General features: G+C 72.3%; 23 protein-coding genes. 9 read left to right on the top strand and 14 right to left on the bottom strand.

Annotated features, from left to right (window positions below):
- Positions 1 to 33 precede the first annotated feature (33 nt).
- Positions 34 to 1,365, bottom strand: a complete 1,332-nt coding sequence (locus tag AC4D2F_RS05055; RefSeq protein WP_490909723.1) for a CpaE/TadZ family protein — start codon at positions 1,363 to 1,365, stop codon at positions 34 to 36.
- Positions 1,362 to 2,018, bottom strand: a complete 657-nt coding sequence (locus AC4D2F_RS05060; RefSeq protein WP_490909724.1) for a hypothetical protein — start codon at positions 2,016 to 2,018, stop codon at positions 1,362 to 1,364. The genes AC4D2F_RS05055 and AC4D2F_RS05060 overlap by 4 nt, the downstream gene beginning before the upstream one ends.
- 186 nt (positions 2,019 to 2,204) lie before the next feature.
- Between AC4D2F_RS05060 and AC4D2F_RS05065 the strand changes: the two genes are divergently transcribed.
- Positions 2,205 to 2,432 (top strand): helix-turn-helix domain-containing protein, encoded by a 228-nt coding sequence (locus tag AC4D2F_RS05065; protein ID WP_104165888.1) that lies wholly within the window; start codon positions 2,205 to 2,207, stop codon positions 2,430 to 2,432.
- Between the two features lie 53 nt (positions 2,433 to 2,485).
- Here the strand turns inward: AC4D2F_RS05065 and AC4D2F_RS05070 are convergent, their stop codons facing one another.
- Positions 2,486 to 3,046: a hypothetical protein gene (locus AC4D2F_RS05070; RefSeq protein ID WP_490909725.1), complete on the bottom strand. Its 561-nt coding sequence runs from the start codon at positions 3,044 to 3,046 to the stop codon at positions 2,486 to 2,488.
- A 122-nt stretch (positions 3,047 to 3,168) separates the two neighbouring features.
- On the opposite strand from AC4D2F_RS05070, the gene AC4D2F_RS05075 reads away from it, so the two are divergent.
- Together AC4D2F_RS05075 and AC4D2F_RS05080 are read left to right on the top strand one after the other, a co-directional pair.
- Positions 3,169 to 3,990 carry a hypothetical protein gene (locus AC4D2F_RS05075; protein WP_490909726.1) on the top strand — a complete coding sequence of 274 codons (822 nt, stop codon included), beginning with the start codon at positions 3,169 to 3,171 and terminating at the stop codon, positions 3,988 to 3,990.
- 42 nt (positions 3,991 to 4,032) lie between these two features.
- Positions 4,033 to 4,602, top strand: coding sequence for an Rv3235 family protein (locus AC4D2F_RS05080; RefSeq protein ID WP_490909727.1), 570 nt, complete (start codon positions 4,033 to 4,035; stop codon positions 4,600 to 4,602).
- Here AC4D2F_RS05080 and secA read toward each other — a convergent pair whose 3' ends face one another.
- From secA to mtrA, 7 genes are all read right to left on the bottom strand, one after another.
- Complete coding sequence (gene secA, locus AC4D2F_RS05085) at positions 4,603 to 7,311, bottom strand: preprotein translocase subunit SecA (protein ID WP_490909728.1); 2,709 nt, start codon at positions 7,309 to 7,311, stop codon at positions 4,603 to 4,605. It lies immediately after the preceding gene.
- A gap of 122 nt (positions 7,312 to 7,433) precedes the next feature.
- Positions 7,434 to 8,645 (bottom strand): winged helix-turn-helix domain-containing protein, encoded by a 1,212-nt coding sequence (locus AC4D2F_RS05090; RefSeq protein ID WP_490909729.1) that lies wholly within the window; start codon positions 8,643 to 8,645, stop codon positions 7,434 to 7,436.
- 99 nt (positions 8,646 to 8,744) lie between these two features.
- Positions 8,745 to 9,467, bottom strand: a complete 723-nt coding sequence (gene hpf / locus AC4D2F_RS05095) for a ribosome hibernation-promoting factor, HPF/YfiA family (protein ID WP_104165900.1) — start codon at positions 9,465 to 9,467, stop codon at positions 8,745 to 8,747.
- 195 nt (positions 9,468 to 9,662) lie between these two features.
- On the bottom strand, positions 9,663 to 10,619 hold the full coding sequence (locus AC4D2F_RS05100) for a ComF family protein (protein WP_490909730.1): 957 nt from the start codon (positions 10,617 to 10,619) through the stop codon (positions 9,663 to 9,665).
- Positions 10,620 to 10,679: 60 nt separating this feature from the next.
- The gene (locus AC4D2F_RS05105; RefSeq protein WP_490909731.1) at positions 10,680 to 12,422 is read right to left on the bottom strand and encodes an LpqB family beta-propeller domain-containing protein; all 1,743 of its coding nucleotides are present in this window, start codon (positions 12,420 to 12,422) and stop codon (positions 10,680 to 10,682) included.
- A 14-nt stretch (positions 12,423 to 12,436) separates the two neighbouring features.
- On the bottom strand, positions 12,437 to 14,206 hold the full coding sequence (gene mtrB / locus AC4D2F_RS05110) for an MtrAB system histidine kinase MtrB (RefSeq protein WP_258069720.1): 1,770 nt from the start codon (positions 14,204 to 14,206) through the stop codon (positions 12,437 to 12,439).
- A 103-nt stretch (positions 14,207 to 14,309) separates the two neighbouring features.
- A complete protein-coding gene (gene mtrA / locus AC4D2F_RS05115; protein ID WP_104165905.1) occupies positions 14,310 to 14,987 on the bottom strand; it encodes an MtrAB system response regulator MtrA in 678 nt (225 codons plus the stop codon).
- 170 nt (positions 14,988 to 15,157) lie between these two features.
- On the opposite strand from mtrA, the gene AC4D2F_RS05120 reads away from it, so the two are divergent.
- The 6 genes from AC4D2F_RS05120 to AC4D2F_RS05145 all read left to right on the top strand — a co-directional run bounded on the left by AC4D2F_RS05120 (position 15,158) and on the right by AC4D2F_RS05145 (position 21,769).
- Complete coding sequence (locus AC4D2F_RS05120; protein ID WP_490909732.1) at positions 15,158 to 16,609, top strand: DUF7847 domain-containing protein; 1,452 nt, start codon at positions 15,158 to 15,160, stop codon at positions 16,607 to 16,609.
- Between the two features lie 43 nt (positions 16,610 to 16,652).
- Positions 16,653 to 17,312 (top strand): DUF4129 domain-containing protein, encoded by a 660-nt coding sequence (locus AC4D2F_RS05125; RefSeq protein WP_490909733.1) that lies wholly within the window; start codon positions 16,653 to 16,655, stop codon positions 17,310 to 17,312.
- A complete protein-coding gene (locus tag AC4D2F_RS05130; protein ID WP_490909734.1) occupies positions 17,309 to 18,589 on the top strand; it encodes a DUF4350 domain-containing protein in 1,281 nt (426 codons plus the stop codon). The genes AC4D2F_RS05125 and AC4D2F_RS05130 overlap by 4 nt, the downstream gene beginning before the upstream one ends.
- Positions 18,586 to 19,611 carry an AAA family ATPase gene (locus AC4D2F_RS05135; RefSeq protein ID WP_104165912.1) on the top strand — a complete coding sequence of 342 codons (1,026 nt, stop codon included), beginning with the start codon at positions 18,586 to 18,588 and terminating at the stop codon, positions 19,609 to 19,611. Before AC4D2F_RS05130 ends, AC4D2F_RS05135 begins: the two co-directional genes overlap by 4 nt.
- A 64-nt stretch (positions 19,612 to 19,675) precedes the next feature.
- Positions 19,676 to 20,968, top strand: coding sequence for a DUF58 domain-containing protein (locus AC4D2F_RS05140; protein ID WP_490909735.1), 1,293 nt, complete (start codon positions 19,676 to 19,678; stop codon positions 20,966 to 20,968).
- Positions 20,969 to 21,034: 66 nt separating this feature from the next.
- Positions 21,035 to 21,769, top strand: a complete 735-nt coding sequence (locus AC4D2F_RS05145) for a DUF4166 domain-containing protein (RefSeq protein ID WP_490909736.1) — start codon at positions 21,035 to 21,037, stop codon at positions 21,767 to 21,769.
- Between the two features lie 22 nt (positions 21,770 to 21,791).
- On the opposite strand, the gene AC4D2F_RS05150 is transcribed toward AC4D2F_RS05145, so the two are convergent.
- From AC4D2F_RS05150 to AC4D2F_RS05165, 4 genes are read right to left on the bottom strand one after another with little or no spacing between them, the layout of a single operon-like run.
- The gene (locus AC4D2F_RS05150; protein ID WP_490909737.1) at positions 21,792 to 22,823 is read right to left on the bottom strand and encodes a uroporphyrinogen decarboxylase/cobalamine-independent methonine synthase family protein; all 1,032 of its coding nucleotides are present in this window, start codon (positions 22,821 to 22,823) and stop codon (positions 21,792 to 21,794) included.
- Entirely contained in the window at positions 22,816 to 23,259 is a 444-nt protein-coding gene (locus AC4D2F_RS05155) for a chorismate mutase (protein WP_490909738.1), read from the bottom strand. Before AC4D2F_RS05155 ends, AC4D2F_RS05150 begins: the two co-directional genes overlap by 8 nt.
- Positions 23,260 to 23,302: 43 nt before the next feature.
- Positions 23,303 to 24,442, bottom strand: coding sequence for a tRNA 2-thiouridine(34) synthase MnmA (gene mnmA / locus AC4D2F_RS05160; RefSeq protein WP_490909739.1), 1,140 nt, complete (start codon positions 24,440 to 24,442; stop codon positions 23,303 to 23,305).
- Positions 24,439 to 25,662 (bottom strand): cysteine desulfurase family protein, encoded by a 1,224-nt coding sequence (locus AC4D2F_RS05165; RefSeq protein ID WP_490909740.1) that lies wholly within the window; start codon positions 25,660 to 25,662, stop codon positions 24,439 to 24,441. The genes mnmA and AC4D2F_RS05165 overlap by 4 nt, the downstream gene beginning before the upstream one ends.
- Positions 25,663 to 25,735: the final 73 nt, after the last annotated feature.

Genomic DNA, 25,735 nt, shown 5'->3' on the forward strand with positions numbered 1-25,735 from the left:
TAACGAAATGAAAGGCCGCTCCGTTGCGACCTCTTACCGTGGAAGCCTAGCGGGGATACCCGGAAACTTCACGTTGCGCGGCCGCCCTCCGGGCCGGCGGCGCCGCGCCTCCCCGGCGGCGGGGACGTCGGCGAGGTCGGCGATCGCAAGCCTGAGCGGGGAGCCCGGCGCCGTCTCGAGCAGGGCCGTCCCGGCGAGCAGCGCCCGGTCCGCCGCCGCATGGTCCATGGGCAGGAAGGCGGAGATCCCGAAGGTCGGCCCGAAGCGCTCCCAGGCCTCCCGCAGCTGCGTCTCCGGAGCTCGGCCCACCGCTGCCGCCCGCACCTTGTTGAACACCACGCGGGGTGTCGCCGTCGGGACGGCATCGCCGAGTTCCGCGAGCGCCTTCACCAGGCGCGGCACGCCGATGGTGTCCGCCGCGCCGACCGCGACGACCGTGTCCGCGACCTCCAGGCAGCGCAGCGCGGCCCCGTTGCGGCGCGGCGCGAGCGTGTCGAAGCTGAGCTCCTCGTCGGCCTCGAGGCAGAAGCCGCAGTCGATGACGGTCACCTCCGCCAGGGAGCGTCCGGCCTCGAGGACCTTGCCGAGGGCCGCGGGCCGCAGTTCGGGCCACCGGTCGGGGCGGGTGATGCCGGTCAGCACGCGCAGGCGCCCGCCCTTCACCGCGACGCTCACCGCGATCCGGCCGAGCGCCGTGCCGTCGAAGCGCCCCTGGTCGGCGATACGGCAGGCCTGCGCGAGCCCGGCCGACTCGTCGAGCAGTCCGAGGGACGCGCCGATGCTCGCTCCGTAGGTGTCGGCGTCGATCAGCAGGACCGAGCTGCCCGCCGCGGCGAGTTCCGCGGCCAGATTGAGGGCCACGGTGGTGCGCCCCGGGGCGCCCGGCGGCCCCCAGACGGCGACGATGCGCCCGGTGCCGGGCTCCTCCGCCACCTGGACGGGCTGCACCGCCGCGGCGTCCGGCAGGCCCAGCGGATCGGCATAGGCGAGGGAACCCTGCGGGCGGGCGGGATCGGCCTCGAATCGTCCCACCGCCCGGGCGACGGCCGCCGCGAGCGCTGCGGGCTCCACGGTCGCCTCGACGTACTCGACTCCGTCGACGCCAGGACTGCCGGTTCCCGGCAGGTGGTCGCAGAGCGCGACGACGACGACCCCGGTGAAACGCAGGCGGTCGACGAGGGATGCGGTGAGCTCGGCGGCACCGGGCGCGATGATCACCGCACGCGCGAGGCCGCTCTGGCACGCGGCGACGAGCTCGGTGAGTTCCGCGCAGCGACGCACGACGGTCACGGGCCCGCGCAGCTGTTCCAGCCCGGGCACGTAGGCACTCGCCTCCGCTCCGAGGGTGATGACCGGGATGCTCACGAACCGGCCCCCGGGTTCAGGACGACGGCGATCCGGGCCTCGTTCGACAGCGCGCCCAGCAGTTCGGGCATCGCGTCGTCCCCCACGAGGACCTGGACGAGCGTGGAGGAACTCGCTCCGAGGGCGGACTCCCCGACCGTCAGCTCCGCCACCTCCGCGGCTTCGAGGAGCAGCCGCGGTTCCTCGTAGGAATTCATGTCGCTCCGGAGGGAGACCCAGACGTCCACCCTGTCCCCCGCCGCGGTTCCGCTCGGCAGCGGGTCCTCGACCGTGAGCCCGACCGGCTTGCGATCGAGCGCGTCGGCACTGCCGATCGCGGCAGCGGGGACGAGTTCTCCCTGCGTGACGAGCCGTGTGGCCACCGCTCCGTCGGGAATGCCCCCGGCGACGGGCAGGTAGGCGCCGGACGAGTCGCCCAGACGGACCGGCACGGCCACCAGGTCCTCCTCCGTCAGCTTCGATCCCACCGCGATGTCCTCGCGGGCGGAGTAGACCTGCGCCGTCGTGTTCTGGCTGTCCAGGAGCGCGATCACCCCGGCGGTGGACGTGAGGACCAGGAGGAGTCCGATCAGCAGCCTCGGATCCCTCCAGGACGGCTTCCGCAGCCGTGGAGCCTCGCCCGGCAATTGCACGGCACGCGCGTCGGTACTCACTGTCGTCCCCCACTCGACCGGTGGGGCCCCGATCGGGCCCCACTCCCCGCAAGTCATTGTTGTGCACGACAGTCCCCAAGGGAACCGGTGGACCATACCCGGGGTCGACGTGTGGAGAACTACGGCGATCGCGCGCAGCGGTGGCAGACTGGATGCACACCCCGAACGAGAAGGAAAGGCGGATCCGTGGTCGAGCGGCGTTTCCTCACCCTCGCCGACGTGGGCGAGGTGCTCAACATCAGTTCCTCCCAGACGTACGCCCTCGTACGATCGGGGGAGCTGCCGGCGATCCAGGTCGGCGGCCGGGGTCAGTGGCGCGTCGAGACGCGGGTCCTCGAGGAGTACATCGCCAGAGCGTACGAGAAGACGGCGTCAGCGCTGAGGAGCGACGCCGGGAGCGTCCCGCCGGCCTGATCGCTCCCGAGAGGCCCCGCGCCGCCCCGGGGTGCGGACGGACGGCGTCGTGCTCAGTCCGCCGTTCCGACCGCATCGACGGCGTCGATGGATGCGAAAGGGACCGTCAGGACCTCCCTCCCCTGCGCGGGGTGCCTGTCGCGGTCCGGCCCGGCGGTCCCGACGTCGATGAAGTCGGCACCGACCCTGTGGATGATCCCCGTGTATCCGGCCGAGGGCGACACGGTCCAGAGCGTCATCTGCGCCCGGTCGCGGGACAGTCCCCGCAGGGCCGAGCCCAGTCCCAGTCGGGCGCCGACACCCGACAGCGGCTGGCCGGCGCCGCGTCCCATCCCCCGGAGCAGGTGCAGGGACGCCAGCGGCACGATCACGGACCGCCCCTCCACCGCGACGGCGATCCACTCCGACCCCACGTTCGTGAGGGTTCCCTCGAGCGTCCGGCCGCCGCGCGTGGAGATCCCGAGCGGTCGGCCCGTCTGGCCGAGCAGCCTCCGCGCGAGGGTCAGCCGCGACTGCTCCGAGCGTGTGCGCTCCCTGATCTCACCCTCCTGGACGGTGTCCGCCATGGCCTGGAGCTGCGACTCGAGGTCGTCGAAGAGGGCATCCCAGCGCATCCGCCCAACCTAGGACCACTCGGGTCCGGCGTCAATCGGAACTATCCACAGTTCAACTTCACGAGTATGGACAAACTGCATCAAACTCAATCAAACTAAGTCACTTGATGAGGAGCGATGCCATGCGGACGTCGGACACAATCCAGGCCGGGATGATCCTCGGGTGCGGGATCGCCTGCTCAGGGGCAGGGGCCGCCCTGCTCGTCGGCGGGCCGGCGCCAGGCGGACCGGACCTGGAGGGCGTCCTCGGCGCGGCACTCTCGGGGATCGGACTCGCCGTCGTCGGCGTGTGGGTCCTCCTGTTCGTCGTGGCGGTGCTCGCGGAACTGCTGAAGCGACGCGGCCCGTCCGCGATGGCGGCTCTCGCCTCCCGGTGCGCCCCCGCGATGATGCGACGCCTCGCCGCCGCACTCCTCGGCGCCAACCTCCTCGCCGTCCCGGCCGTGGCGCCCGCCGCCGCGGGCGGATCGGAGCATGTCCTGACGGCGACCGCCGCCGCCCGCTCATCCGCCCCGGCCGTCCACGGCGGCTTGTCCCCGGTCGATGCAGGGCCGGCGGACCGGGTGCCCCCCATGGGATCGTCCGACGCAGGCCGGCAGAACCCACGGCACGGGGCGGAGCCACCCGCACCCGCTACGCCTTCGGGGTCTTCCGACGCCGCGCCCGCGCCCGTGTCACCGGCATGGGAACCGGTGCCGATGCAGGTCGATGGCGGGCCACTGCTGCGGAGGGAGAGCCGCACCGTCGTCGGCGGGGAGGAGGTCGTCGTCGCGCCGGGTGATTCCCTGTGGTCGATCGTCGCCGCCCGGCTCGGACCGCTGGCGACCGCCTCGGACATCGCCGAGGCATGGCCCCTCTGGTACGCCACCAACCGCGCCGTCGTCGGGGACGATCCGTCGTTCCTCCTCCCGGGCACGGTCCTGCAGGCGCCCACCGGATCGTGATCCGGTGACCGAACCACCAGCCAGTCCACGAAGGGAACCAGCATGAACGCCGTCACCCACCTCCGTCCCGCAGCTCCCCGGCTCGCCGAGGCGAGCGGGGCACCGCGGCCCCTGCTCGCGGCCCCTCCCCGTCCAGCCGACGCGCGGGCCACGATGATTCCGCTCAGGTCACCGGCGGAACCGGTCAGCGGGCCCGGGTCCACCCCCGGACCGCTGCGGGACGAGGACGCCGCCGGCCGTGCTGGGCCGGAGGTCGAGTATCGGATCGCCGGGATCGCCCGGTCCGTCTGCCAGGGCGCACTCGAGGTGCTGGGCGGATCACGCCCCCTGCAGCAGATGGCCCGCTGGCTCGATGCCGAGAACTACGAACGACTCCAGTTGCGCGCCAACCTGGTGCGCTGCATCGACGCTCGTCCGCCCGGTCGCAGCGCGGCTGTCCCGGAAAGCACCCACCGGTGCGTCGTGATCCGATCCGCCCGCGTCTGCCCCGTGAGCCCGGGCGTGTACGAGGCCGCGGTGGTCGCCTTCGACCGCAAACGCGTCCGCGCCGTCGCTCTTCGGATAGAGCAACGGCGCGGAGCGTGGCGGGTCACCGCCCTCGAGATCGGCTGACTACTTCTTCTTGTTCTTCCTGCCGCCCGACGGCGCGGCCTGCGCCCGGTTCCGCTCCACGTGCACCTCGGCCTCGCCCTGCGCGTTGGGCGCGATGAAGTTGAGTGTGGCAGGCTTGGCCGGCGCTTCGAGGCCGGCGGCCTTGATCGTCGGCGCCTGGACCACGCCGCGGCCGTCCGTGACTCCCGGGAGACCGGTCTGGACCGGAGCGGAAACCTCCACCTCGAGGTTGAACAGGTAGCCGATGCTCTCCTCGCGGATCGACTCCATCATCGCCTGGAAGAGGATGAAACCCTCGCGCTGGTACTCGACCAGCGGATCCCTCTGCGCCATCGCGCGGAGGCCGATGCCCTCCTTGAGGTAATCCATCTCGTAGAGGTGTTCCTGCCACTTCCGCCCGATGACCGAGAGCACCACGCGACGCTCCAGTTCGCGCACCGTCTGCTCCCCGAGGGACTCCTCGCGGGCCTGGTAGGCCAGCTTCGCGTCGGAGAGGATCTCGTCGTGCAGGAAGTCGCGGGTGAGCTTCGACTTCCCGCCCGCCTCCTCGATGACCTCGTCGGCCGTCAGGGTGATCGGGTACAGCGTCCTGAGGTTCGTCCACAGCATGTCGTAGTCCCAGTCGTCGCCGTGGCCCTGCGCCGTCGCCTCGTCGACCATCGCCGTGATGACGTCCTCCAGGAAGAACTGCACCTTCTCCTTGAGGTCGTCGCCCTCGAGGATCCTCCGGCGGTCGCCGTAGATCGCCTCCCGCTGGCGGTTGAGCACGTCATCGTACTTCAGGACGTTCTTGCGCTGCTCGGCGTTGCGCCCTTCGACCTGGCCCTGGGCGCTCTCGATCGCCTTCGACACCATTTTCGACTCCAGCGCGACGTCGTCGGGCATGGTCGCGCTGTTCATGATCCGCTCGGCGCCGCCCGAGTTGAACAGGCGCATGAGGTCGTCGGTCAGGGACAGGTAGAAACGGGACCGTCCGGGATCGCCCTGGCGGCCGGAGCGGCCGCGCAGCTGGTTGTCGATACGCCGCGACTCGTGGCGCTCCGTCCCGAGCACGTACAGGCCGCCGATGTCACGGACCTCCTCCTGCTCCGCCCTGACCGCTTCCTTGGCGGCCTCGAGGGCCTCGGGCCACCGGGTCTCGTACTCCTCCGGGTTGTCCGCCGGGTCGAGCCCCATCTTCTCGAGCGCCGCGACGGCGTTGAACTCCGCGTTGCCGCCGAGCATGATGTCGGTGCCACGACCTGCCATGTTGGTGGCGACGGTGACGGCGCCCTTGCGGCCGGCCTGCGCGATGATCGCGGCTTCCCGTGCGTGGTTCTTCGCGTTCAGGACCTCGTGGCGGACGCCCGCCTTCGCGAGCTGCTTCGACAGGTACTCGCTCTTCTCGACACTCGTCGTGCCGACGAGGACGGGCTGCCCCGTCTCGTGGCGCTCCACGATGTCCTTGACGACGGCGTCGAACTTCGCGACCTCGTTCTTGTAGATGAGGTCGGAGAGGTCCTTGCGCGCCATCTCCCTGTTCGTGGGGATCGGGACGACGCCGAGCTTGTAGGTCGACATGAACTCGGCGGCCTCCGTCTCGGCGGTGCCCGTCATGCCCGAGAGCTTGTCGTAGAGGCGGAAGTAGTTCTGCAGCGTGACGGTGGCGAGGGTCTGGTTCTCCGCCTTGATCTCCACGCCCTCCTTCGCCTCGATCGCCTGGTGCATGCCCTCGTTGTAGCGCCGACCGGCGAGGATGCGTCCCGTGTGCTCGTCGACGATCATGACCTCGCCGTTGAGGACCACGTAGTCCTTGTCCCGCTTGAAGAGTTCCTTGGCCTTGATGGCGTTGTTCAGGAATCCGATGAGCGGCGTGTTGGCCGACTCGTACAGGTTGGAGATGCCGAGGTAGTCCTCGACCTTCTCGATGCCGTCCTCGAGGACGCCCACCGTGCGCTTCTTCTCGTCCACCTCGTAGTCGGCGTCGACCGTGAGCTTCTGGACGACCTTCGCGAACTCGTTGTACCAGCGGTTCACGTCACCCGATGCCTGGCCGCTGATGATGAGCGGGGTACGCGCCTCGTCGATGAGGATCGAGTCGACCTCGTCCACGATCGCGAAGCTGTGGCCGCGCTGCACGAGCTCCGCGGCGCTCCAGGCCATGTTGTCGCGCAGGTAGTCGAAGCCGAACTCGTTGTTCGTGCCGTACGTGATGTCCGCGGCGTACTGCTCGCGGCGTGTCGCGGGGTCCTGCTTCGAGAGGATGCAGCCGCTCGTCAGCCCGAGGAACCGGTAGACGCGGCCCATCAGGTCCGACTGGTACTCGGCCAGGTAGTCGTTGACGGTGACGACGTGCACGCCCTTGCCGCTCAGGGCGTTGAGGTAGGCGGGCGCGGTGGCGACGAGGGTCTTGCCCTCGCCGGTCTTCATCTCGGCGATGTTCCCCAGGTGGAGGGCTGCGCCGCCCATCAGCTGGACGTCGAAGTGGCGCAGGCCGAGCGTGCGGCTCGACGCCTCACGGACGGCGGCGAAGGCCTCGGGAAGGAGGTCGTCGAGGGTCGCGCCGTCGGCGAGGCGCTTCTTCAGCCGGTCGGTCTCCCCGCGCAGCTCTGCGTCGGACATCTCGCGGAATTCGTCCTCGAGGACGTTGATCGCGTCAGCGTAGTTCCGGAGTCGCTTCAGTGTCTTCTTATCGCCGGTGCGTAGAACTCGTTCAAGAAGTGATGGCACTGGTATTTGCTCCCAATCTGATGCTGCCCAAAGATGGCGTCTCTAGTCTACGGGAGAGACGTTCGGCCCCCCGGTTCAGTTCCCCTGCGGCACGCCGCAGCGACTCGGAACTGCGTGTCCGCTCACAGTAGCCTGCCGACCTGCCCGGACAGCGCGGATGCCAGGTCGCCACGGTCCTCGACGACGACGTCGTCGAGCTCCAGCCACCGCGCCAGCAGGCGCAGCTCGTCGGCGAGGTGGACCGCGGTGTCGGCGGGAGCGCCGGGCTGCGCATGACCGGCGCGCACCAGCAACCGCCCGGACGCGCGGTCCGCCTTGAGATCCACCCGCGCGACGAAGGAGTCGCGCAGCAGGAAGGGCAGCACGTAGTACCCGTGGGTGCGCCGTGCGGCGGGCGTGTAGATCCCGATGCGGTAGTGGAAGTCGAAGAGCCGGTGGAGCCGGTCCCGCTCGAAGACCAGCGAGTCGAAGGGACTGAGGAGCGCCCTCCCCCGTGCCTGGCGCGGGCGGGCCGCCGCGGGGTGCAGGTACCACGGCTCCACCCCTGCGTCGACGGTCACGATCTCCAGCGCCCCGGCGCCCACCAGGGCATCGAGGACGGATCGCGTCTCCCGGACGGGGGTGCGGAAGTAGTCCGCGACGGACCGCGCGGACGCGACGCCGAGCGCTCCCGCGGCCCGCTCGGCCAGCACCGCGAGGGACTCCGTCCGGTCCGGGGAGGCGACGGCGAGGGCGGCGTCGGGCAGCACGCGCGCGATGGGGGCGTACAGGCGTTCGAACTGGTCCGTCCGCCCGGCGGAGCCGATCTCGCCGCGGGCGAAGAGATCCTCGAGCACGCGCTTCGCGGCGGTCCACCGCCACCCCCAACCGTCGGCGGGGCGTGCGTCGTCCCCGCCGAGCAGCCGCTGGACGCTCGACCCGGTGAGCGGCGTCCCCCTGCCGAGGAGATCGAGGACCGCGGATTCGAGGGACTCGCGCTGGGCAGCAGGGACGCTGTCCGCCCCCATCCACGTCCGGCGTTGCCATGCCTTCAGGTGGGGGAACAGCTCGGGGGGCACGAGGCTCGCCTCATGGGCCCAGTATTCGACAAGCCTGCGCGGGGAGCGGGAGTGGAGGGCATCGAGCCCGGCGCGGTCGTACGAGCCGAGGCGCGAGAACAGGGGCAGGTAATGGGATCGGGTGAGGACGTTCACCGAATCGATCTGGATGACCTGCAGTCGCCGTGCGGCGGCCGCGACGGCGCGCGGGGACGAGGGCTTCTCGAGGCGTGGGCGATGCAGTCCCTGGGCGGCGAGGGCGATCCGCCGTGCCTGGGCGAGGGTGAGGTTCGGCATGGGCTCCTGCACCGAACTGCCTCCGCGCTGGGCGCGGAGGCAGTTCCGTGGACGTCGGTGAAGAACACGGCCGGCAGGGGCAGGCCGTGGTGGTGACCTCTAGGCGGAGGCCGCCTCCCTGGCGCGGTAGGCCAGGAGCTCCTCGGTCCCTTCGGCGCCGTTCGAGTCGAGGGTGATGACTCCGTAGGTCCATGCCTGCCGCCGGTACACCACGGAGGGGGCCCCGGTTGCGGAGTCGACGAACAGGTAGAAGTCATGCCCGACGAGTTCCATGCTGTCGACGGCGTCGTCCAGGGTCATGGGGACGCCGGAGAAGACCTTGCGGCGGATCAGGACCGGTGAGTCACCCGCGGGCACGTCGTCCGGCGAGGCGTAGGCGTCGGCGTCGTCCGGCTGCGGGGCGGGCTCCTGGGGTGTCGAGGCGCTGGCCGCCGCCTCGAGGTAGAGGGGCTGCGCAGGATCGGCGGGTTCGAGATCGGCCGTGGCGACGCGGACGGCCACCGGGGTGTGGCGGCCGTGGTGGACCTTGCGACGGTCCCGTGCGCGGCGCAGGCGCTCGAGGAGTTTCCCGTAGGCCAGGTCGAAGGCTGCGAACTTGTCGGCCGCTGACGCTTCCGCCCGGACGACCGGGCCCCTGCAGATCACCGTCAGCTCGACGGTGAGAGAGGTATCCGCCATGCGGGCACTGGGCTCCTTGGTGATCTTCGCATCGACGCGCTGTACCTTGTCGCCGAGTTGCTCTATCTTGTCGATCTTCTCCGTCGCGTACTCACGGAAACGGTCCGATACCGCCAGGTTCCGACCATTGATCACGAATTCCATGGTGCCCTCCACATCACTTGGTGATACGACGGCGGCCGAGGCGTATCCGCAGAGCCGCCACCGACGGGTACGTGTCGTCACTGTGTCGTACCCGTACTTCACGGTAGTTCACCCCCCTCCTTTATTCATCCCTCGCCACTCCGAAAGTTCCGGTACTTCGCCCGGGCCGGCCTGTGCAGTGTCGCGGCCGTCCGCTCACCCGGTGCCCGGCCCGGGCACCGTGCCGGGGCGGGCACCGGCGGGCGAGGACGTGGCAGCGATGACGACGCCGCCCAGCACCCGCGCCCCGCCGCCCCGGAGGACGCGGTGCAGCTCGCCGATCGTCGCCCCGGTGGTGAGGACGTCATCGACGATGATGCAGTCGCGGTCCGCGAGCAGCGCCCGCGCGTGCCTGCCGGCGCGCATGGACCGCAGGACGTTGGCGCGGCGCCGACGACGGCCCAGACCCTTCTGCCCGCCGCCCGGCCCGGACAGCGCGGCCAGACCGTCCCGAAGGACACCTTCGACCCCTCCCCGCATCAGGGCGCCGCTCAGGCGTGCCGCCGGCGACACCTGGCGGGCCCCCGCGACGAGCCTCGTACCGGCCGGGAGCCCGCCTCTCCGCTCCAGGCGGGACAGCAGCAGCATGAGCGGGTCATAGCCGCGCCGCCGTTGCGACGAGGCACGGCCGGGCACCGGGACGAGCAGGACCTGACGTGCCGGTCCCGGGCCGTCCGGGGACCGGCACAGGTGCGTCACGGCCTCGTGCAGCGCACCGGCCAGGGCCGCTTCCACCGGCGCCGCGAGGTCCACGTGCCCGTGATTCTTGTAGGCGAGCAGGACACCCGACACGGCGCGTCCGTAGCGCCCGGCGGCGACGACGGGGAGCGGGCCGTAGGCGTCGGTGCGGTCGCCGGATCCGGCCGTCCCGGCCGCGTCGAGGGCGACGTCGGGCAGGGATTCCGCTCCTGCTTCCGCACGGAACGGCCGCGAGGTCGCACGCCGGAAGACCGCGCTGCATCCCGGGCAGAGGGACGTGTCCCACTGGCCGCAGATCACGCAGGACGACGGCAGGACGATCGCCGCGAAGGCGGTGAGCGCATCCGCCGCACGCCGGTAGGACCGCCCGAGGACGATCCGGTCCAGGACGGACGAGGGGTCGAAGATGTTCATCCCCGCAGTCCACAGGAGGGGACGCGCACGCGGGGCCGGGCAGCCCCTATGTGGATGTCCCTACCCCGGGAAGGCCGGGTCCGTCACGGCGACCTGCTCGTCCACCCAGCTGCCGCCGATGCGCCGGTACAGGGTGGAGCCGGCCTCGGCGTAGAACGTGTCCTCCGCGTCGGAGCCCGCGCTGAGGCCGAGGACGCCGTCGAGCGCCGCCATCGACTCGCGCTCGCCGTCGAGGTGCAGGATCACCGGGGTGGCCTCCTCGCCCGCCCCGACGGACGACGCCACGATCACGCCCTGGCCGGCCCACGTCGCCGTGTCGATCGACCCGTCCGTCGGCAGCGTGAGCGGTGTCGTGAGCGTCTGCGGAGCCCCCTCGGTGGAGCGCGTGATGCCCGCCAGCAGGACTTCGCCCTCCCCGCCGCGATCCGTGACGATCAGTGCGCGCGATCCGTCGCGGGCGATGCGGAGTTCCCTGACGCTCCGGTCGCCCAGCCAACCGGCCGAGAGGACGGCGGCATTCGCCTCCGTGCCGCCCGGCGGGATGGCGAGCACCTCGCTGCGGCCCCCGACCGAGCGGGTGGTCCACACCCAGTTCTCGGGATCGAACGAGGGTTTCGTCAGGGAACTGCCGCGGATGACGGCGCGCGCGTCACTGCCCGGCGCGGTGACGTAGAGGGTCTTCCGGTCCGCGTCGAGGAAGGAGTAGGCGCTGCCCGAGACGGACGTGGCGGGGTCGCGTGGTTCGAGTGCCCGCACCGACGCCAGCCCCTCGATCTCGGTGACGGCACCGTTGCGGACCCGCACCAGTTCGCCCTGCGCGACCGCCACCTGCTCGCCGCCGACATCGGGGGTCAGATCCGGAACGATCAGGTCCGGCGCCGGCGGTCCCAGCTCGATGGGCTGGTCGCTGGCCATCTCGACCGACGTGACGTCGTTCAGGCCGAGCAGATTGACCTGGAGCTGCTGGTTCATCTGCTGCAGCCTGAGGTTCGTCGCGTTCTCGAGGATCTCCGGTGAGAGTTCGACGGAGGCCTTGCCGGAGGTGATCGGCACCGAATCACGGATGAGCGTCACACCCTCGGGGAAGGCGCTGGTGACCGACCCCTGCAGGTAGGGCGCAGGACCTGCGAGCATCGCGCTGACGATCCGCGCGGTCACCCCCGTACGCCGGACGAACCAGCGGGCATCGGGCACCCAGTAGCGGTAGTTGCTGCTGTAGAAGTACAGGCTGTGCGAGATCAGGAGGTCGCGGGCGCTGCTCTGGGCGAGCATGATGCCGTCCGGGATCTCGTCGATCCGCCATTCGCCGTCGAGCTGGACCATCCGCACGCCCAGGGTCTCCGTCGCGGGGACGACCGTGTTGGTGCGCACCCCGCGGGCATCGACGGTCCCCGCGGTCTCGAGCTGGATCTGGTAGACGCCCTCGGCCTCGCGCTTCTCGACGCGCGGATCCGACCGGAACAGGACGATCCGCTCCTCGGGCTGCCACGTCGCGCGAAGGTCCGGGCTCAGGAACTGCCGTGCCACGCTGTAGCCGTCACTCGCGCCCGTCCCCGCGGTGATGAAGTCGCGGAGGATCTGCTCGGGCGTCGCTCCGGGCGCGGGGCCCTCGGGGTCGAACACCGGCGCGACGGCGTCCGGTTCGCCGTCGGACGCCTCGATCACCCCCACCGGCCCCGTCGTCGGAATGGCCGAGCACCCCGTGAGGACGAGGAGACAGGCGAGGAGCAGCACGGCGAGCCGGGCGCCGCAGGCGCGGACCTCGGCGCGAGCGCGGGTGTGGTGCCCCTGCCGGACTGCCATGGCGTGATCTCCCACTACTCTCCCTCGCTCCGTCCGAGTGTGCGTTCCGGCTCGCGTCCGCCGACCGGCGGCAGGGTCGGCGGCGGCAGGGCCAGCGGAGAGGACGTCAGCTCGGTCCCCTGGGTCCGGGGCAGCGTCAGGCGGAAGCACGCTCCCTCCCCCGGCCTGCCCCAGGCCTCGAGCCAGGCGTTGTGCAGGTGGGCGTCCTCCATGGCGATCGAGAGTCCGAGTCCGCTGCCCCCTGTCGTACGGGCCCGGGCGGGGTCGGCCCGCCAGAAGCGGTCGAACGCACGCGAGGCCTGCAGCGTCGTCATGCCGATGCCGTGGTCCCGGACCGCGACGGCGACCGCCTCGGGACTGGACGCGATGTGGACCTCCATGGGCTTCGCCTCACCGTGCTCGAGGGCGTTGACGATCAGGTTGCGCAGGATGCGGTCGATCCGGCGCGCGTCCGCATCCACGATGCACCGCGTCTCCTGCGACACGATCGTGACGTCCGATCCGAGGCGCTCCGCCAGGGGTCCCGCCCCCTCGATCGCGTGCTGGACGAGCTGGACGATGTCGACCGATTCCGCCTCGAGGACGGCGGCGCCGGCGTCGAACCGGGAGATCTCGAGCAGGTCCGCGAGCAGCGCCTGGAACCGCTCCACCTGGTCGAACAGGATCTCGGCGGACCGCTTGTTGACCGGGTTGAACTCCGCGCGCGCGTCGTGCAGGACCTCCGCGGCCATCCGGACCGTGGTGAGCGGTGTGCGCAGCTCGTGGGAGACGTCGGACACGAAACGCTGCTGCATCTGCGACAACTGGGCCAGCTGTGTGATCTGGTCCTGCAGGCTCCCGGCCATATGGTTGAAGGAGACGCCGAGCCTGGCCACCTCGTCCTCCCCGCTGACCTCCATGCGCTCCTGCAGCTGCCCCGCGGCGAGCTTCTCGGACACGGACGCCGCATGACTCACCGGCCGGACGACGCTCCGCGTCACGTACCAGGCGATCGCGCCGATGACGAGCAGGAGCAGGACGCCGGCCAGCCACAGCACCCGGTGGATGTCGTCGAGGGTGGACTGCATGGCCGACAGGTCGTAGTAGACGTACAGCGCGTACGAGGCCTGGTCCGGGGGGAGCTGCACCTGGGTCCCGAACGCGATCCCGGGCGCGTCGGTCGCACCGCTCTCGGTGACCGGGATCTGCATGGGGGCCCAGTGGATGTCGGGGCCGTCCGCGACGGCCTCCTGGAGGTCCTGCGGGAGCATGCCGGCCGTCACGCCGTTCTGGCTGACGGTCGTCGGGATGAGGACGTCGCCCGAGATCGGTACCAGGATCGCATGCCGGGGCGCGTCGGTGTCCAGGCTGACGAGTGCCTCGACGGAGTCCAGGACGAGGCGGCTGGTGGTGTCCCTGTCGGTCGCCGAGGACTCCTTGAAGACCGCCTTCGACCGGGTCAGCTCCTCGGTGGCCTCGGCGCTGAACTGGTCGAAGCGCTGGTCGTAGAGGGCGCCGGCGATCTGGTTGGAGAGGAACCCGCCGACGGCGACGAAGGAGACCGAGGTGAGCAGCATCGTGGCGACGACGGTCCTGAACTGGAGGGAACGCCGCCAGCGCTGCGCCACCGACTGCAGCATCGAGTGGCCGCGGACCGATGCGGTGTGCAGCCGAGCGGCGACGGGACCGGGCTCGCGGGGCTTCCCGCCCCCGGACGGGGTGTCCCCCGCCGTAGCCACGTCGGCGCTGCCGGGGTCCGCGGCGCCTGCGGCGGGAGCTGCACGCACCGCCGTCGCGGGAGTCACGGGGCCGGCCCCTGGGGCGGAGCCGCCCGGAGCGGGCCCTGGGGCCCGGGTGTCGGCAGGAGGAAGGCGGGAGCCGGGGGAGCGGCTGTCCGCGCTCCCCCCATCAGCCCTGTCCGGCCTTGTATCCGACACCACGCACCGTCAGGACGATCTCGGGCGCCTCGGGATCGCGCTCGATCTTGGAGCGGAGCCGTTGCACATGGACGTTGACGAGCCGCGTGTCGGCTGCGTGGCGGTACCCCCACACCTGTTCGAGGAGGAGTTCGCGCGTGAAGACCTGCCACGGCTTCCGGGCGAGGGCCACCAGCAGGTCGAACTCGAGCGGGGTCAGCGAGACCCGCTGTCCCGCGCGCGCCACCTCGTGCCCGGCGACGTCGATGGTCACGTCGCCGATCCGCAGCGTCTCGGGTGCCTTGGATTCGGCGGGCCGCAGGCGGGCACGGACGCGCGCCACGAGTTCGGCCGGCTTGAACGGCTTGGGGACGTAGTCGTCGGCCCCCGATTCCAGGCCCCGCACGACGTCGGAGGTGTCCGCCTTCGCGGTCAGCATGACGATGGGGAGGTCGGACTCCGCCCGGATCTGGCGGCACACCTCGATCCCGTCCATCCCCGGGAGCATGAGGTCCAGCAGCACCAGATCGGGATGCGTCGAGCGGAACACTCCGAGCGCCGCTGCTCCGTCGGCGCAGAACACGGGGTCGAAGCCGTCGTTGCGCAGGACGATGCCGATCATTTCGGACAGGGCCTCGTCGTCGTCGATGACCAGTATGCGTGCCTTCATACCCCCCATAGTGGCGCATCGACCCCGCAAAGTCCCATCCGCCACAGGGTGCGGGATGTCGCGTCGGAAACGATGCTGCGCGGCTGCCTCGAATGGGCGTCGGCCTCACTATGATGCAGGAGGGGGCCGCTGGTCGCACGCCCCCGGCGAGCATCGACCGAGGGGACGCGATGAAGGATCAGGCGGAGGGTCAGCCGGACGGCGGCCGGTCGGGCGACGGACCGCTGCCGGACCGGTCACCGGACCGGTCACCCGACCGGACGCCCCCTCAGCCGCAGGACGAGCCACAGGACCAGGCGCAGCAGCGGCCCGCCCCGTGGCAGGCACCGACTCCCGGCGATCCACCCTGGCAGTCCCCCGGCCGGAACACTCCCGTCGCCCCGTCCTGGGGAACGCAGCAGGCCGGCCCCACCGCGCCGGCCGACCCGTGGGGGCATCCCCCGGGCCCATCGCCCACGGGCGGCCGCGCATACCAGGGTCCGCCCCCGGGCAGCGGGTTCCTCCCCGCGCACCCCGGACCTGCGGCGGGCAGCCAGGGCTGGGGCGACGCCTACCCGCCGCAGGGGCCGTGGCAGGGCGGCCCCGGCTTCGCTCGGGCCCCCGGCTATCAGGCGCCGCCGAAGCCGGGGGTCATCCCGCTGCGGCCCCTCGGGCTCGGTGAGATCCTCGACGGCGCGTTCCAGGCCTGCCGGAAGAACCCCCTGGCGACCTTCGGCATCGCCATCCTCCTGCAGGCCGTCGTCGCGCTCGTGACGGTGCTCCTGCTCGGCAATGTCCTGTCCGCCCTGGAGGTCTTCGAATCCGCGAATCCGACGCCGGACAGCCTCGTCGGCGCCTTCGCGGGCCTCGGCGTCTTCGCGGCGGTCGCCGGGGTGGTGTCCGCGGCGGCGCTGCTGGTGCTGCAGGGAATCCTCGTGATCCCGATCGCCCGCGCCGTCATCAACCAGGCGACGACCTTCGGCCAGGCCTGGCGGCTCGCCCGCCGGCGCATCCTCCCGCTGCTCGCCTTCGGCCTGCTGGCCTTCGCCGCGGGGCTCGCAGGGCTCGCCGTCCTCGTGGGCATCTCGGCGCTCGCGATCCTCGGGCTCGAGGAATACTCGGCCCTCGTCATCGTCCCCCTCGTGCTCGGCGCGCTGGCGGCCCTGATATGGGTGAGCACCAAGCTCGTCGTCGCCCCTGCTGCGCTGATGCTGGAAGGCGTGGGACCCTGGACCGCCGTCCGGCGCTCGTGGCAGCTGACCCGGGGCAACTGGTGGCGGACCTTCGGCATCGTGCTCCTGACGAGCATCATCGTCTCGATCATCACCTCCGTCATCTCGGCGCCCCTCTCGTTCGCGGTGACGCTCTTCTTCGGCTTCAGCACCAGTGCGTCCGCCACACCGGACGCGATGGAATCCCTGCCGGTCCTCGCCGCCTCCCAGGCCATCACGGCCCTGTTCACCGCGGTCGGCTACGCCTTCCAGGCGGGGGTCACCTCGCTGCTGTACGTCGACCTCCGCATGCGCCGGGAAGGCTTCGACGTCGTCCTCATGCGGGACCACGAGCAGGCCGGTCCGGGCAGGACGGACATCCTGCCCGGCGGCACCACCTCCTTCGGCCACCAGCCGGACGGACCGGCCTGATGCCCGACGGCGCCACGACCGGCCCCCGCCCCGGGGCGCGCGCATGAGCGGTGGGACCCGCTCCCTCCTCACCCCTGACACGGACGAGGCGCGGCGCCTGCTCGAGGAGGAACTGGCCAGACCCCCCTACGCCGAGGCGCAGCCGGGCATCGTCGAACGCCTTCTCGCCGAGGTCCTGCGCGGCCTCGGGCGGCTCCTCGACGGGATGGGCGGACTCGCGCCGGGACCGGGCACCCTCGTGCTGGCCCTCGGTGCGGTGCTCCTCGTCGTCGTGGCCGTCGTGCTCATCAGGCCACGGCTGAACGCGCGCGGCGGGAAACAGGAGCCCGCCGTGTTCGACGACGGCGCGACGCGCTCCGCCGCCCACCACCGCACCAGGGCCGCCTCCCTCGCCGCCGACCGGGACTGGAACGGGGCCGTCGCCGAAGTGCTGCGGGCCGTCATCCGGTCCGCCGAGGAACGCCTCGTGGTCGCCGACCAGCCTGGACGGACGGCCACGGAGGCCGCCGCCCAGCTCGGCGGCGTCTTCCCGCCGCTGTCCACCGACGTCGCCTGGCTGGCCGACGTCTTCAACGAGACCCACTACGGCAGCGGCACCGCGTCCGAGGCCGTGTACCGGCGCGCAGCCGCGCTCGACGCGCGCCTCTCCGCGGAACGCCCCACCCCGTCCACGGGCATGACGGTGCCGGCGGCACCCCGGTGATCCGCGAGCAGCGGATCTCCTCCCCGGACCATCCCGCGGGCAGCTCCCGCGACGCCGGCCCTCCGGACGACCGCGGACCCACACCGGCCGGGCAGGCGACGGGACACGAGATCATGGGCGACGGCGGGAGCGCGCTGACGACGGCCCGCGCGAGGCTCCGCCGTTCCCTCCCCCTGATCCTCGGCGCCGTCGTCCTGGCCCTGATCCTCCTGATCAACCTCCTCGCCGGTCAGGAGGAGGACACCCGCCCGCTGTCCCCGGGCAATGCGGCGCCGGCGGGCGCCCGCGCGGTCGCGGAGGTCCTCGCGTCCGAAGGCGTCGACGTCGTCCGGGCCGACTCCTACGACGAGGCGGTCGCCGCCCTCGAGGAGGGGCCCGCGACACTGTTCCTCAACGACGCGCAGCAGTACCTCAGCGCCGGCCAGGTGGGAGACCTGGCCGCCCTGGCGGACCGCGCGGTCCTCGCCGCCCCGGCAGGGCGCCAGCTGACCGCCCTCGACGACGACTTCGCGCAGGTCGGCGCCGTGCCCCTCGACCTGTCCGGTGACGTCCCGGCCCTGTCCGCCGACTGCCCCGACCCGGACGCCACCGCGGCCGGCACACTCACCGCGACGGGGACCGCCTACACCGGCGCGGTCGAGTGCTTCCCCGTCGCCGTCGGGGACGCGACGGGCGGCCTGTACACCACGAGCGACGACGGGTCGATGGCCGTCCTGGGCGCCCCGTCGATCCTGTCCAACGAGGCCGTCACGGAGGACGGCAACGCAGCCCTCGCCCTGCGCGCGCTGGGGTCCTCCCCCACGCTCGTCTGGTACGAACCCACGGGGGCGGACGTCGTCTCCACCGGCGAGGGCATCGATCCGAGGACGCTCCTCCCGCCCTGGGTGGATCCCCTGCTCGTCTGGCTCCTCGTGTGCGCTGTCCTCGCCGTGCTGTGGCGCGGACGGCGCGTGGGCCCCCTCGCGTCCGAGCCGCTGCCCGTCGTCGTCCGTGCGGCGGAGACGGCGGAGGGCAGGGCCCGCCTCTACCAGGACTCCCGGGCCGTGGGTCACGCAGCAGCGACCCTGCGCGCGGCGACCCTGGCACGGCTGGCCCGCCGCCTCCGCGTGGACCGGTCCGCCTCCGCCGCGGAGGTCATCGACGCCGCCTCCCGCCACAGCGGCCGGCCGCGGACGGAACTCGAGCAGCGACTGCGGTACGTCCCGACCACCAACCACCAGCTTGTGCTGTGGGCACAGGACATCCTCGACCTCGAGAAGGAGATCACGCCGTCATGAACCAGACCCGACGCTGGCAGGAAGAGCAGGAAGCCGACCTGTCGGACCAGGCAGACCGGGCCGCCGTCGACGGCGCCTCGGCGCGGGACGCCCTGCTCCGGGTGCGCGCCGAGGTGGGCAAGTCGATCGTGGGCCAGGACGCGGCCGTCACGGGCCTCCTCATCGGGCTCCTCGCCGACGGGCACGTGCTCCTGGAGGGCGTCCCGGGTGTCGCCAAGACCCTGCTGGTCAGGACCCTCGCCACCGCCCTGGACCTCGACACGAAGCGTGTCCAGTTCACCCCGGACCTGATGCCGGGTGACATCACGGGCTCGCTCATCTACGAGTCGAAGACCTCCGAGTTCACCTTCCGCGAGGGGCCGGTGTTCACGAACATCCTGCTCGCCGACGAGATCAACCGCACGCCGCCCAAGACCCAGGCGTCGCTGCTCGAGGCGATGGAGGAGCGGCAGGTCTCCGTCGACGGCGTGTCGCGGCGCCTGCCGACGCCGTTCGTCGTCGCCGCCACGCAGAACCCCGTCGAGTACGAGGGCACCTATCCCCTGCCGGAGGCCCAGCTCGACCGCTTCCTGCTGAAGCTCACCCTCCCGCTCCCCGGGCGCGAGGACGAGATCGAGGTGATCCGTCGGCACAGCGTGGGGTTCGATCCCCGCAACCTGGGTGCGGCCGGGGTGCGGGCCGTCGCGGGTGCGGCGGACATCGACCGGGCGCGGGCCGCGGTGTCCCGCGTCGCGATCGCCCCCGAGGTCCTCGCCTACATCGTCGACCTGGTCCGCGCCACACGATCCTCCCCGTCCTTCCAGCTCGGCGTCTCGCCGCGCGGCGCCACCGCCCTGCTCAACACCTCGCGGGCCTGGGCGTGGCTCTCGGGCCGCTCCTTCGTGACACCCGACGACGTCAAGGCCCTCACCCTGCCCGCCCTCCGTCACCGGGTCGCCCTGCGGCCGGAGGCGCAGATGGACGGCGTCGGCGTGGACGACGTGCTGGGCAGCATCCTCGGCTCCGTCCCCGTCCCGCGGTAGCCCCACCACCCCGCCCGAACCGGGCACGCGCCGCCGCACCCGGCGTCCGAGAGGAGTCCTTCCCATGGTCATCACCGGCCGCCTGGTCCTGCTGGCGCTGCTCGGCGTCGTCCCCGTCATCGTGTACCCGGGGGCGACGTCGATCCTGCTGTGGGCCCTGCTCCTCGCAGTGGCCGTCGGCCTCGACCTCGCCCTGGCCGCGTCTCCCCGACGTGTGGGCATCCGCCGGACCCTGCCGGACAGCGTGCGGCTGGGCGAACAGTGCACCAGCGTCGTGGTCCTGCGGAACGACACCTCCCGCACCCTCCGCGCCACGGTGCGCGAGGCGTGGCAGCCCTCCGCGGGTGCCGTGGACCCGGAACAGTCCGTCGCCGTACCCTCCGGCAGGGCCCGGCGCCTGACGCTCCTCCTCCGCCCGACGCGCCGCGGCATCCTCCGCGTGGAGACGGTCACGGTGCGGAGCGCCGGGCCCCTCGGGATGGCCGCGCGGCAGGTCACCGTGCCGGCGCCGGGCGTCCTGCGGGTGCTGCCGCCCTTCGACTCCAAGCGGCACCTCCCGTCCAAACTGCGCCGCCTGCGCGAACTCGACGGTCGGGCCGCCGTCCAGATCCGGGGCGCGGGCACCGAGTTCGACTCCCTGCGGGACTACGTGAGGGGCGACGACGTCCGATCGATCGACTGGCGCGCCACCGCGCGTCGCCGCGACACCGTGGTCAGGACCTGGCGCCCCGAACGGGACCGCAGCGTCGTCGTCGTGCTGGACACCTCCCGCACCTCCGCGGCGAGGGTCCTCGACGAGCCCCGGCTGGACACCGGTATCGAGGCCGCGCTGCTGCTGTCCGTGCTGGCCGAGCGCGGCGGCGACAAGGTGCACTTCCTGGCCTACGACCGCAGGCTCCGCGCCCGCGTCGACTCGACGGCCAAGGGAAACCTGCTGGCCTCCCTCGTGACCGCCATGGCCCCGCTCGACGCGGAACTGATCGAGGCGGACTGGTCCCGCCTCCCCGCCCAGGTGCGTGCCGTCTCCCCTCACCGCTCCCTCGTCGTCCTGCTCACCTCGCTCGACGCCGGGGCCGTGGAGGAGGGCCTGCTGCCCGCGCTGCCGGGCCTGACCGAACGCCACGTCGTCGTCGTCGCGTCGGTGCGTGATCCGCGGCTCGGGGAGATGAGTGCGGACCGCTCGACGGCGGCCGCGACGTTCCGGGCCGCGGCCGCCGAGCGCTCCCTGCTGGACCGCGGCGCGGTGGCGCAGCAGATCCGGCTGCTCGGAGCGGAGGTCGTGGACGCGACACCCGCGGACCTCCCGCCGCTCCTCGCCGACACCTACATCAGGCTCAAGGCCACCGGGCGCCTCTGACGGGGCGTCGGCGGGTCCGTCGGGTGAGGCTCACGGCGCACACCGGTTCCCGCTCAGGAACCGGGGATGCGACGGAACCTCGCGCCCGCCGGCGTGGTTGACTGGGTGTCCGGGCGACGGAAGCGGACGGACATGACCTCGATCTACCAGCAGGCGATGGGCAGCGACTTCGGCCGCCTGCAGCCGGAACTGCGCGACTACTTCGGCCTGCACGCGGAGAGCGGACTGTCCGGTCACGGGCGCGGGGTCTTCGACGTCGCCGGGTGCCCGGCGTGGTTCGCACGCCCCGCCTTCCGCCTCACGGCCCTCGAGAACGCGTTCTTCCCCGAGTACGACAGCGACGTCCCGTTCACCATCCGCAACTACCCGCATACCGACCCGTTCGGGCGGCCGGCGCTCACGGCACGCCGTGAGCTGGACTTCGGGACCGCCCTGCGGGTGTTCGAGGACACGACGTCCCTGCGCGACGGCGTCCTCACCGACTACGTGGGCCGCCACCGGCGCATGGCGACGCTCCTCACCTGCTCCGCCACCGACGACGGCCGCATCCGGATGGTCTCCTCACGGACGCGCCTGTTCGCGGGCCTCCGCCTGCCGCTCCCCGATGCGCTCGGCGCGCTCGCCTACGTGGAGCAGTGGTGGGACGACGACGCCGGCCGGTTCAGGATCAGCACGCGGGTCGTCCACCGCCAGTTGGGGACCCTGCTCGTCTATGCGGGGAGCTTCGACTACGTCCTGGAGGAGTTCGACGGCGTCCTGCCCGCCGAGGTCCGGCCGCGGCGCTGGGAAGAGCGCGTCTGACCGGTGCGGCGCCCTGCGCGGGTCACCCCTCGGCGCGGACCTGGTCCAGGGCGTCAGCGGCCTGGGCGAGCCGGGTGAGGGCCTGTGTCGCGCCGGTCGGGGTGAGCGTGTCGAGGCCCGGCAGGGCGGTGACCGTGAGCGAGGCGAGCGCCGCCACGGGAAGTCCGACGCGGCGCCAGGCGGCGAGCACCGATTCCACCAGGACCCTGACCTGCGGGAGCCCGGTCCGTCCGTCGAGGATCGCGAGCCAGAGCCGGCGCCCGGACTCGATGTCCCCGGCGAGGTCCTCCCACCCGCGGTCGGAGATGCGCACGAGGTCCAGGGACAGGGTGTGGGCCGCACTGGACCGTGCGGCGTCGACGGCCACGTCGCCGTGCCCCGGCGCCAGCACCGTTCCCGAGCCTCCGGCGGCGACGACGGATGCCGTCACGAGGTCCCATGCCTCGGTGGCTTCGCGGCGATCCAGCGCCCGGAGGGTGCGGTAGCCGCTCGCGGTGGGCACCCTGCCCGTGAGGACGTCGTCGGCGTCGGGTTCGTCGAACTGCACCACCACCCCGGCCCCCCGGGCCACCGCCGACACCCGACGGACGAGGTCCGCGGTGCCGGCGGCCAGCGATTCGTAGAGCTCCCGCCGCGCGCCGGGGTCGATCAGGACGCGCTCGCCGCCGTGCAGGTGGGCGCCGGCCGCCAGCGACAGCGGTCCGTGGAGGTGCAGCTTGACGCGCGGCGCAGGGCTCTCCTCGGCGCCGGCGATGTCCCCGAGGGCGTTGATGTCGGAGGACAGGGCCGATTCGGCGCGGCGCTGGTCCTTGCCCGGCCGCTGGACCAGGCGCCAGCCGTGCGGCTGGAGATCGAAGGGCAGGTCGACGAGCACACCGAGCGTCCGCCCGACGGCGTCGCTCCCGGGTCCCCGCGCCGGCAGGGACGGCAGGAAGGGGAGGTTCGCTCCCCCGAACTCGCCCCGCACGGCACGATTCGCCTCGTGCGGGTCCGTTCCCGGCCAGTCGCCGGGTGCGGTCGCCCCGACGGCGGGTCCCAGCGTCCCGTCAGGCATGCGGGCCGTGCGTCCCGGGCCCGGCGGGAGCCTCCGCTGAAGGTCCGGCAGGGTTCTCGGGCGCCCGACCGGCCGCGTCGGCCGCGGGCCGGCGGTTCTCCGAGATGGCCTGATGGTGGCGGATCACCTCGGAGATGATGAAGTTGAGGAACTTCTCGGCGAACGCCGGGTCGAGCTGTGCCTCTTCCGCGAGCATGCGGAGGCGGGCGATCTGGGCCGCCTCGCGTTGCGGGTCGCCGGCGGGGAGGTCGTGTTCGGCCTTCAGGTGGCCCACCCGCTGCGTCGCCTTGAAGCGTTCGGCGAGGAGGTACACGAGGGTGGCATCGATGTTGTCGATCGAGCTCCTCACCGAGAGCAGCTCGGCCATCACCTCGGGAGCTACGTCGCCTGCGAGCGAACTGGCGGCCGGGTCGAAGCCGCTGCGTGGATGCGTCATGACTCCAGTCAAGCAGACCCCCGCAGGGCTCCGTGAACTGCGACTAGCCCTGCGCCACGGCCGGTTCGGGGCGGAGGGCGGAGCGTGCGGAGTCGATGGTCGCCTGGCCGAGCACCCGCGTGCCCTGGTACAGCACCACCGTCTGCCCGGGCGCCACCCCGCGCATCGGCTCGATGAGCCGCACCACGAGCTGCTGGACGCCGCCGTCCTCCTCGACCCGCGCGCGGGCCGCCACGGGGTCGCCGTGCGCCCGGACCTGGGCCGTGCAGTCGAATTCGACGCCGGTCCGCACGTCGTCGATGGGCACACCGGCCCAGGACACCTTGATACCCCGCATCTCGTCGATGGCGAGCAGGTGCTCGGGCCCGACGACGACCTCGTTCTGCTTGGGCCGGATCTCGAGCACGAAGCGGGGCTTGCCGTCGGCGGCCGGGGTGCCGAGCCTGAGGCCGCGCCGCTGGCCGACCGTGAACGCGTTGGCGCCCGGGTGGCTGCCGATCTTCCCGCCGTCGACGTCGAGGATGTCCCCCTCGGTCATGTCGATGCGCTCCTCGAGCCAGCCGCGGGTGTCACCGTCGGGGATGAAGCAGATGTCGTGGCTGTCGGGCTTGTTCGCCACGGACAGGCCCCGGCGTTCCGCCTCGGCGCGCACCTCGGCCTTCGACGGGGTCTCCGCCAGCGGGAACATGGAGTGCTTGAGCTGCTCATGGGTGAGCACGCCGAGCACGTAGGACTGGTCCTTGGCCCAGTCCGCCGCCCGGTGGAGCTCGGGATTGCCGTCGGCGTCCTCGATCACCTTCGCGTAGTGGCCGGTGCAGACGGCGTCGAACCCGAGCGCGAGCGCCTTCTCGAGCAGCGCGGCGAACTTGATGCGCTCGTTGCAGCGCATGCAGGGGTTCGGGGTGCGGCCGGCGGCGTACTCGGCGACGAAGTCGTCCACGACGTCCTCCTTGAACCGCTCGGAGAAGTCCCAGACGTAGTACGGGATGCCGAGGATGTCGCACGCACGCCAGGCGTCCCGGGAGTCCTCGATGGTGCAGCAGCCGCGGCTGCCCGTCCGGAGCGTGCCGGGCATGCGGGAGAGGGCGAGGTGGACCCCGACGACGTCGTGCCCTGCCTCCACCGCGCGCGCCGCCGCCACTGCGGAGTCGACGCCGCCGCTCATCGCTGCCAATACCCTCATGAGAACCCTGTTCCTGCCGTCTGGATGGTCGATGCGTGCCCGGCCATGCCGGCCTTGCGGGCGCGTGCGTACGCCGCGCCGATGGCACCCACCACCGCGTCAACGTCGTCGACCGTGGATGTATGCCCCAGGCTGAAGCGCTGGGCGCCCCGGGCCTCGTCCTCCGTGAGGCCCATGGCGAGCAGCACGTGCGACGGCCTCGGCACCCCGGCGGTGCACGCGGACCCCGTGGAGGACTCGATGCCCGCGAGGTCCAGGAGGAACAGGAGCGAATCGCCCTCGCAGCCCGGGAAGGTGAAGTGGACGTTGCCGGGGAGCCGGGCGCCCTCGGGCGCCGGGTGCGGGATGCCGCGCAGCACCGCCTCCGGGACCTCCCGGCGGATGCCCGCGACGAGCCGGTCCCGCAGCGCGGCCAGTCGGGGCGCCTCGTCACCGAGGTGCGCGACGGCGTCACCGGCCGCTGCGGCGAACGCGGCGATGCCCGCGCCGTCGAGCGTGCCCGAGCGGATGTCGCGCTCCTGCCCGCCGCCGTGCTGCACGGGGGTGAGCGTCACGGCGCGTCCCACGAACAGTGCGCCGACCCCCACCGGGCCGCCGATCTTGTGGGCGCTCACGGCCATGGTCGCGAGTCCCGACCCGGCGAAGGAGAGCGGGAGGGAGCCGAAGGCCTGCACGGCGTCGCTGTGGACGGGGACGCCGTACCGGGCGGCCTCCGCGGTGATCTCCTGGACGGGCTGCACGGTCCCGACCTCGTTGTTGGCCCACATGACCGTCACGAGGGCCGTGCGGTCCGGGGCCTCGGCGAGCGCGGTCCGCAGGGCCTCGAGGGAGACGAGGCCGGTGGTGTCGACCGGCAGCCACACCACCTCGGCGCCTTCATGGCGCTCGAGCCACTCCACGGTGTCCTGCACGGCGTGGTGTTCCACGGAACTGCACAGGATCCGGGTGCGGGAGGGGTCCGCGGCGCGGCGGGCCCAGAAGAGTCCCTTGACGGCCAGGTTGTCCGCCTCGGTCCCGCCGGAGGTGAAGACGACCTCCGAGGCGTGGGCCCCGGCGGCCGCCGCGATCGTCTCGCGGGCCTCCTCGACGGATCGCCGGGCGCGTCGGCCGGAGCCGTGAAGGGAGGAGGGATTCCCGCTCCGGCTGAGTTCGCGGGTGAGGGCGGCGAGCGCGGGCGCCGAGATCGGCGTGGTCGCCGCGTGATCGACATACACGGGCATGCTCCGATTCTACGGGCGCCGCGCCGGGCCGCCGATTCCGGTGGTACGCGTCACGCGCCGCTTTTCCGGGCGG

Source organism: Arthrobacter sp. TJ-263 (assembly GCF_058269155.1).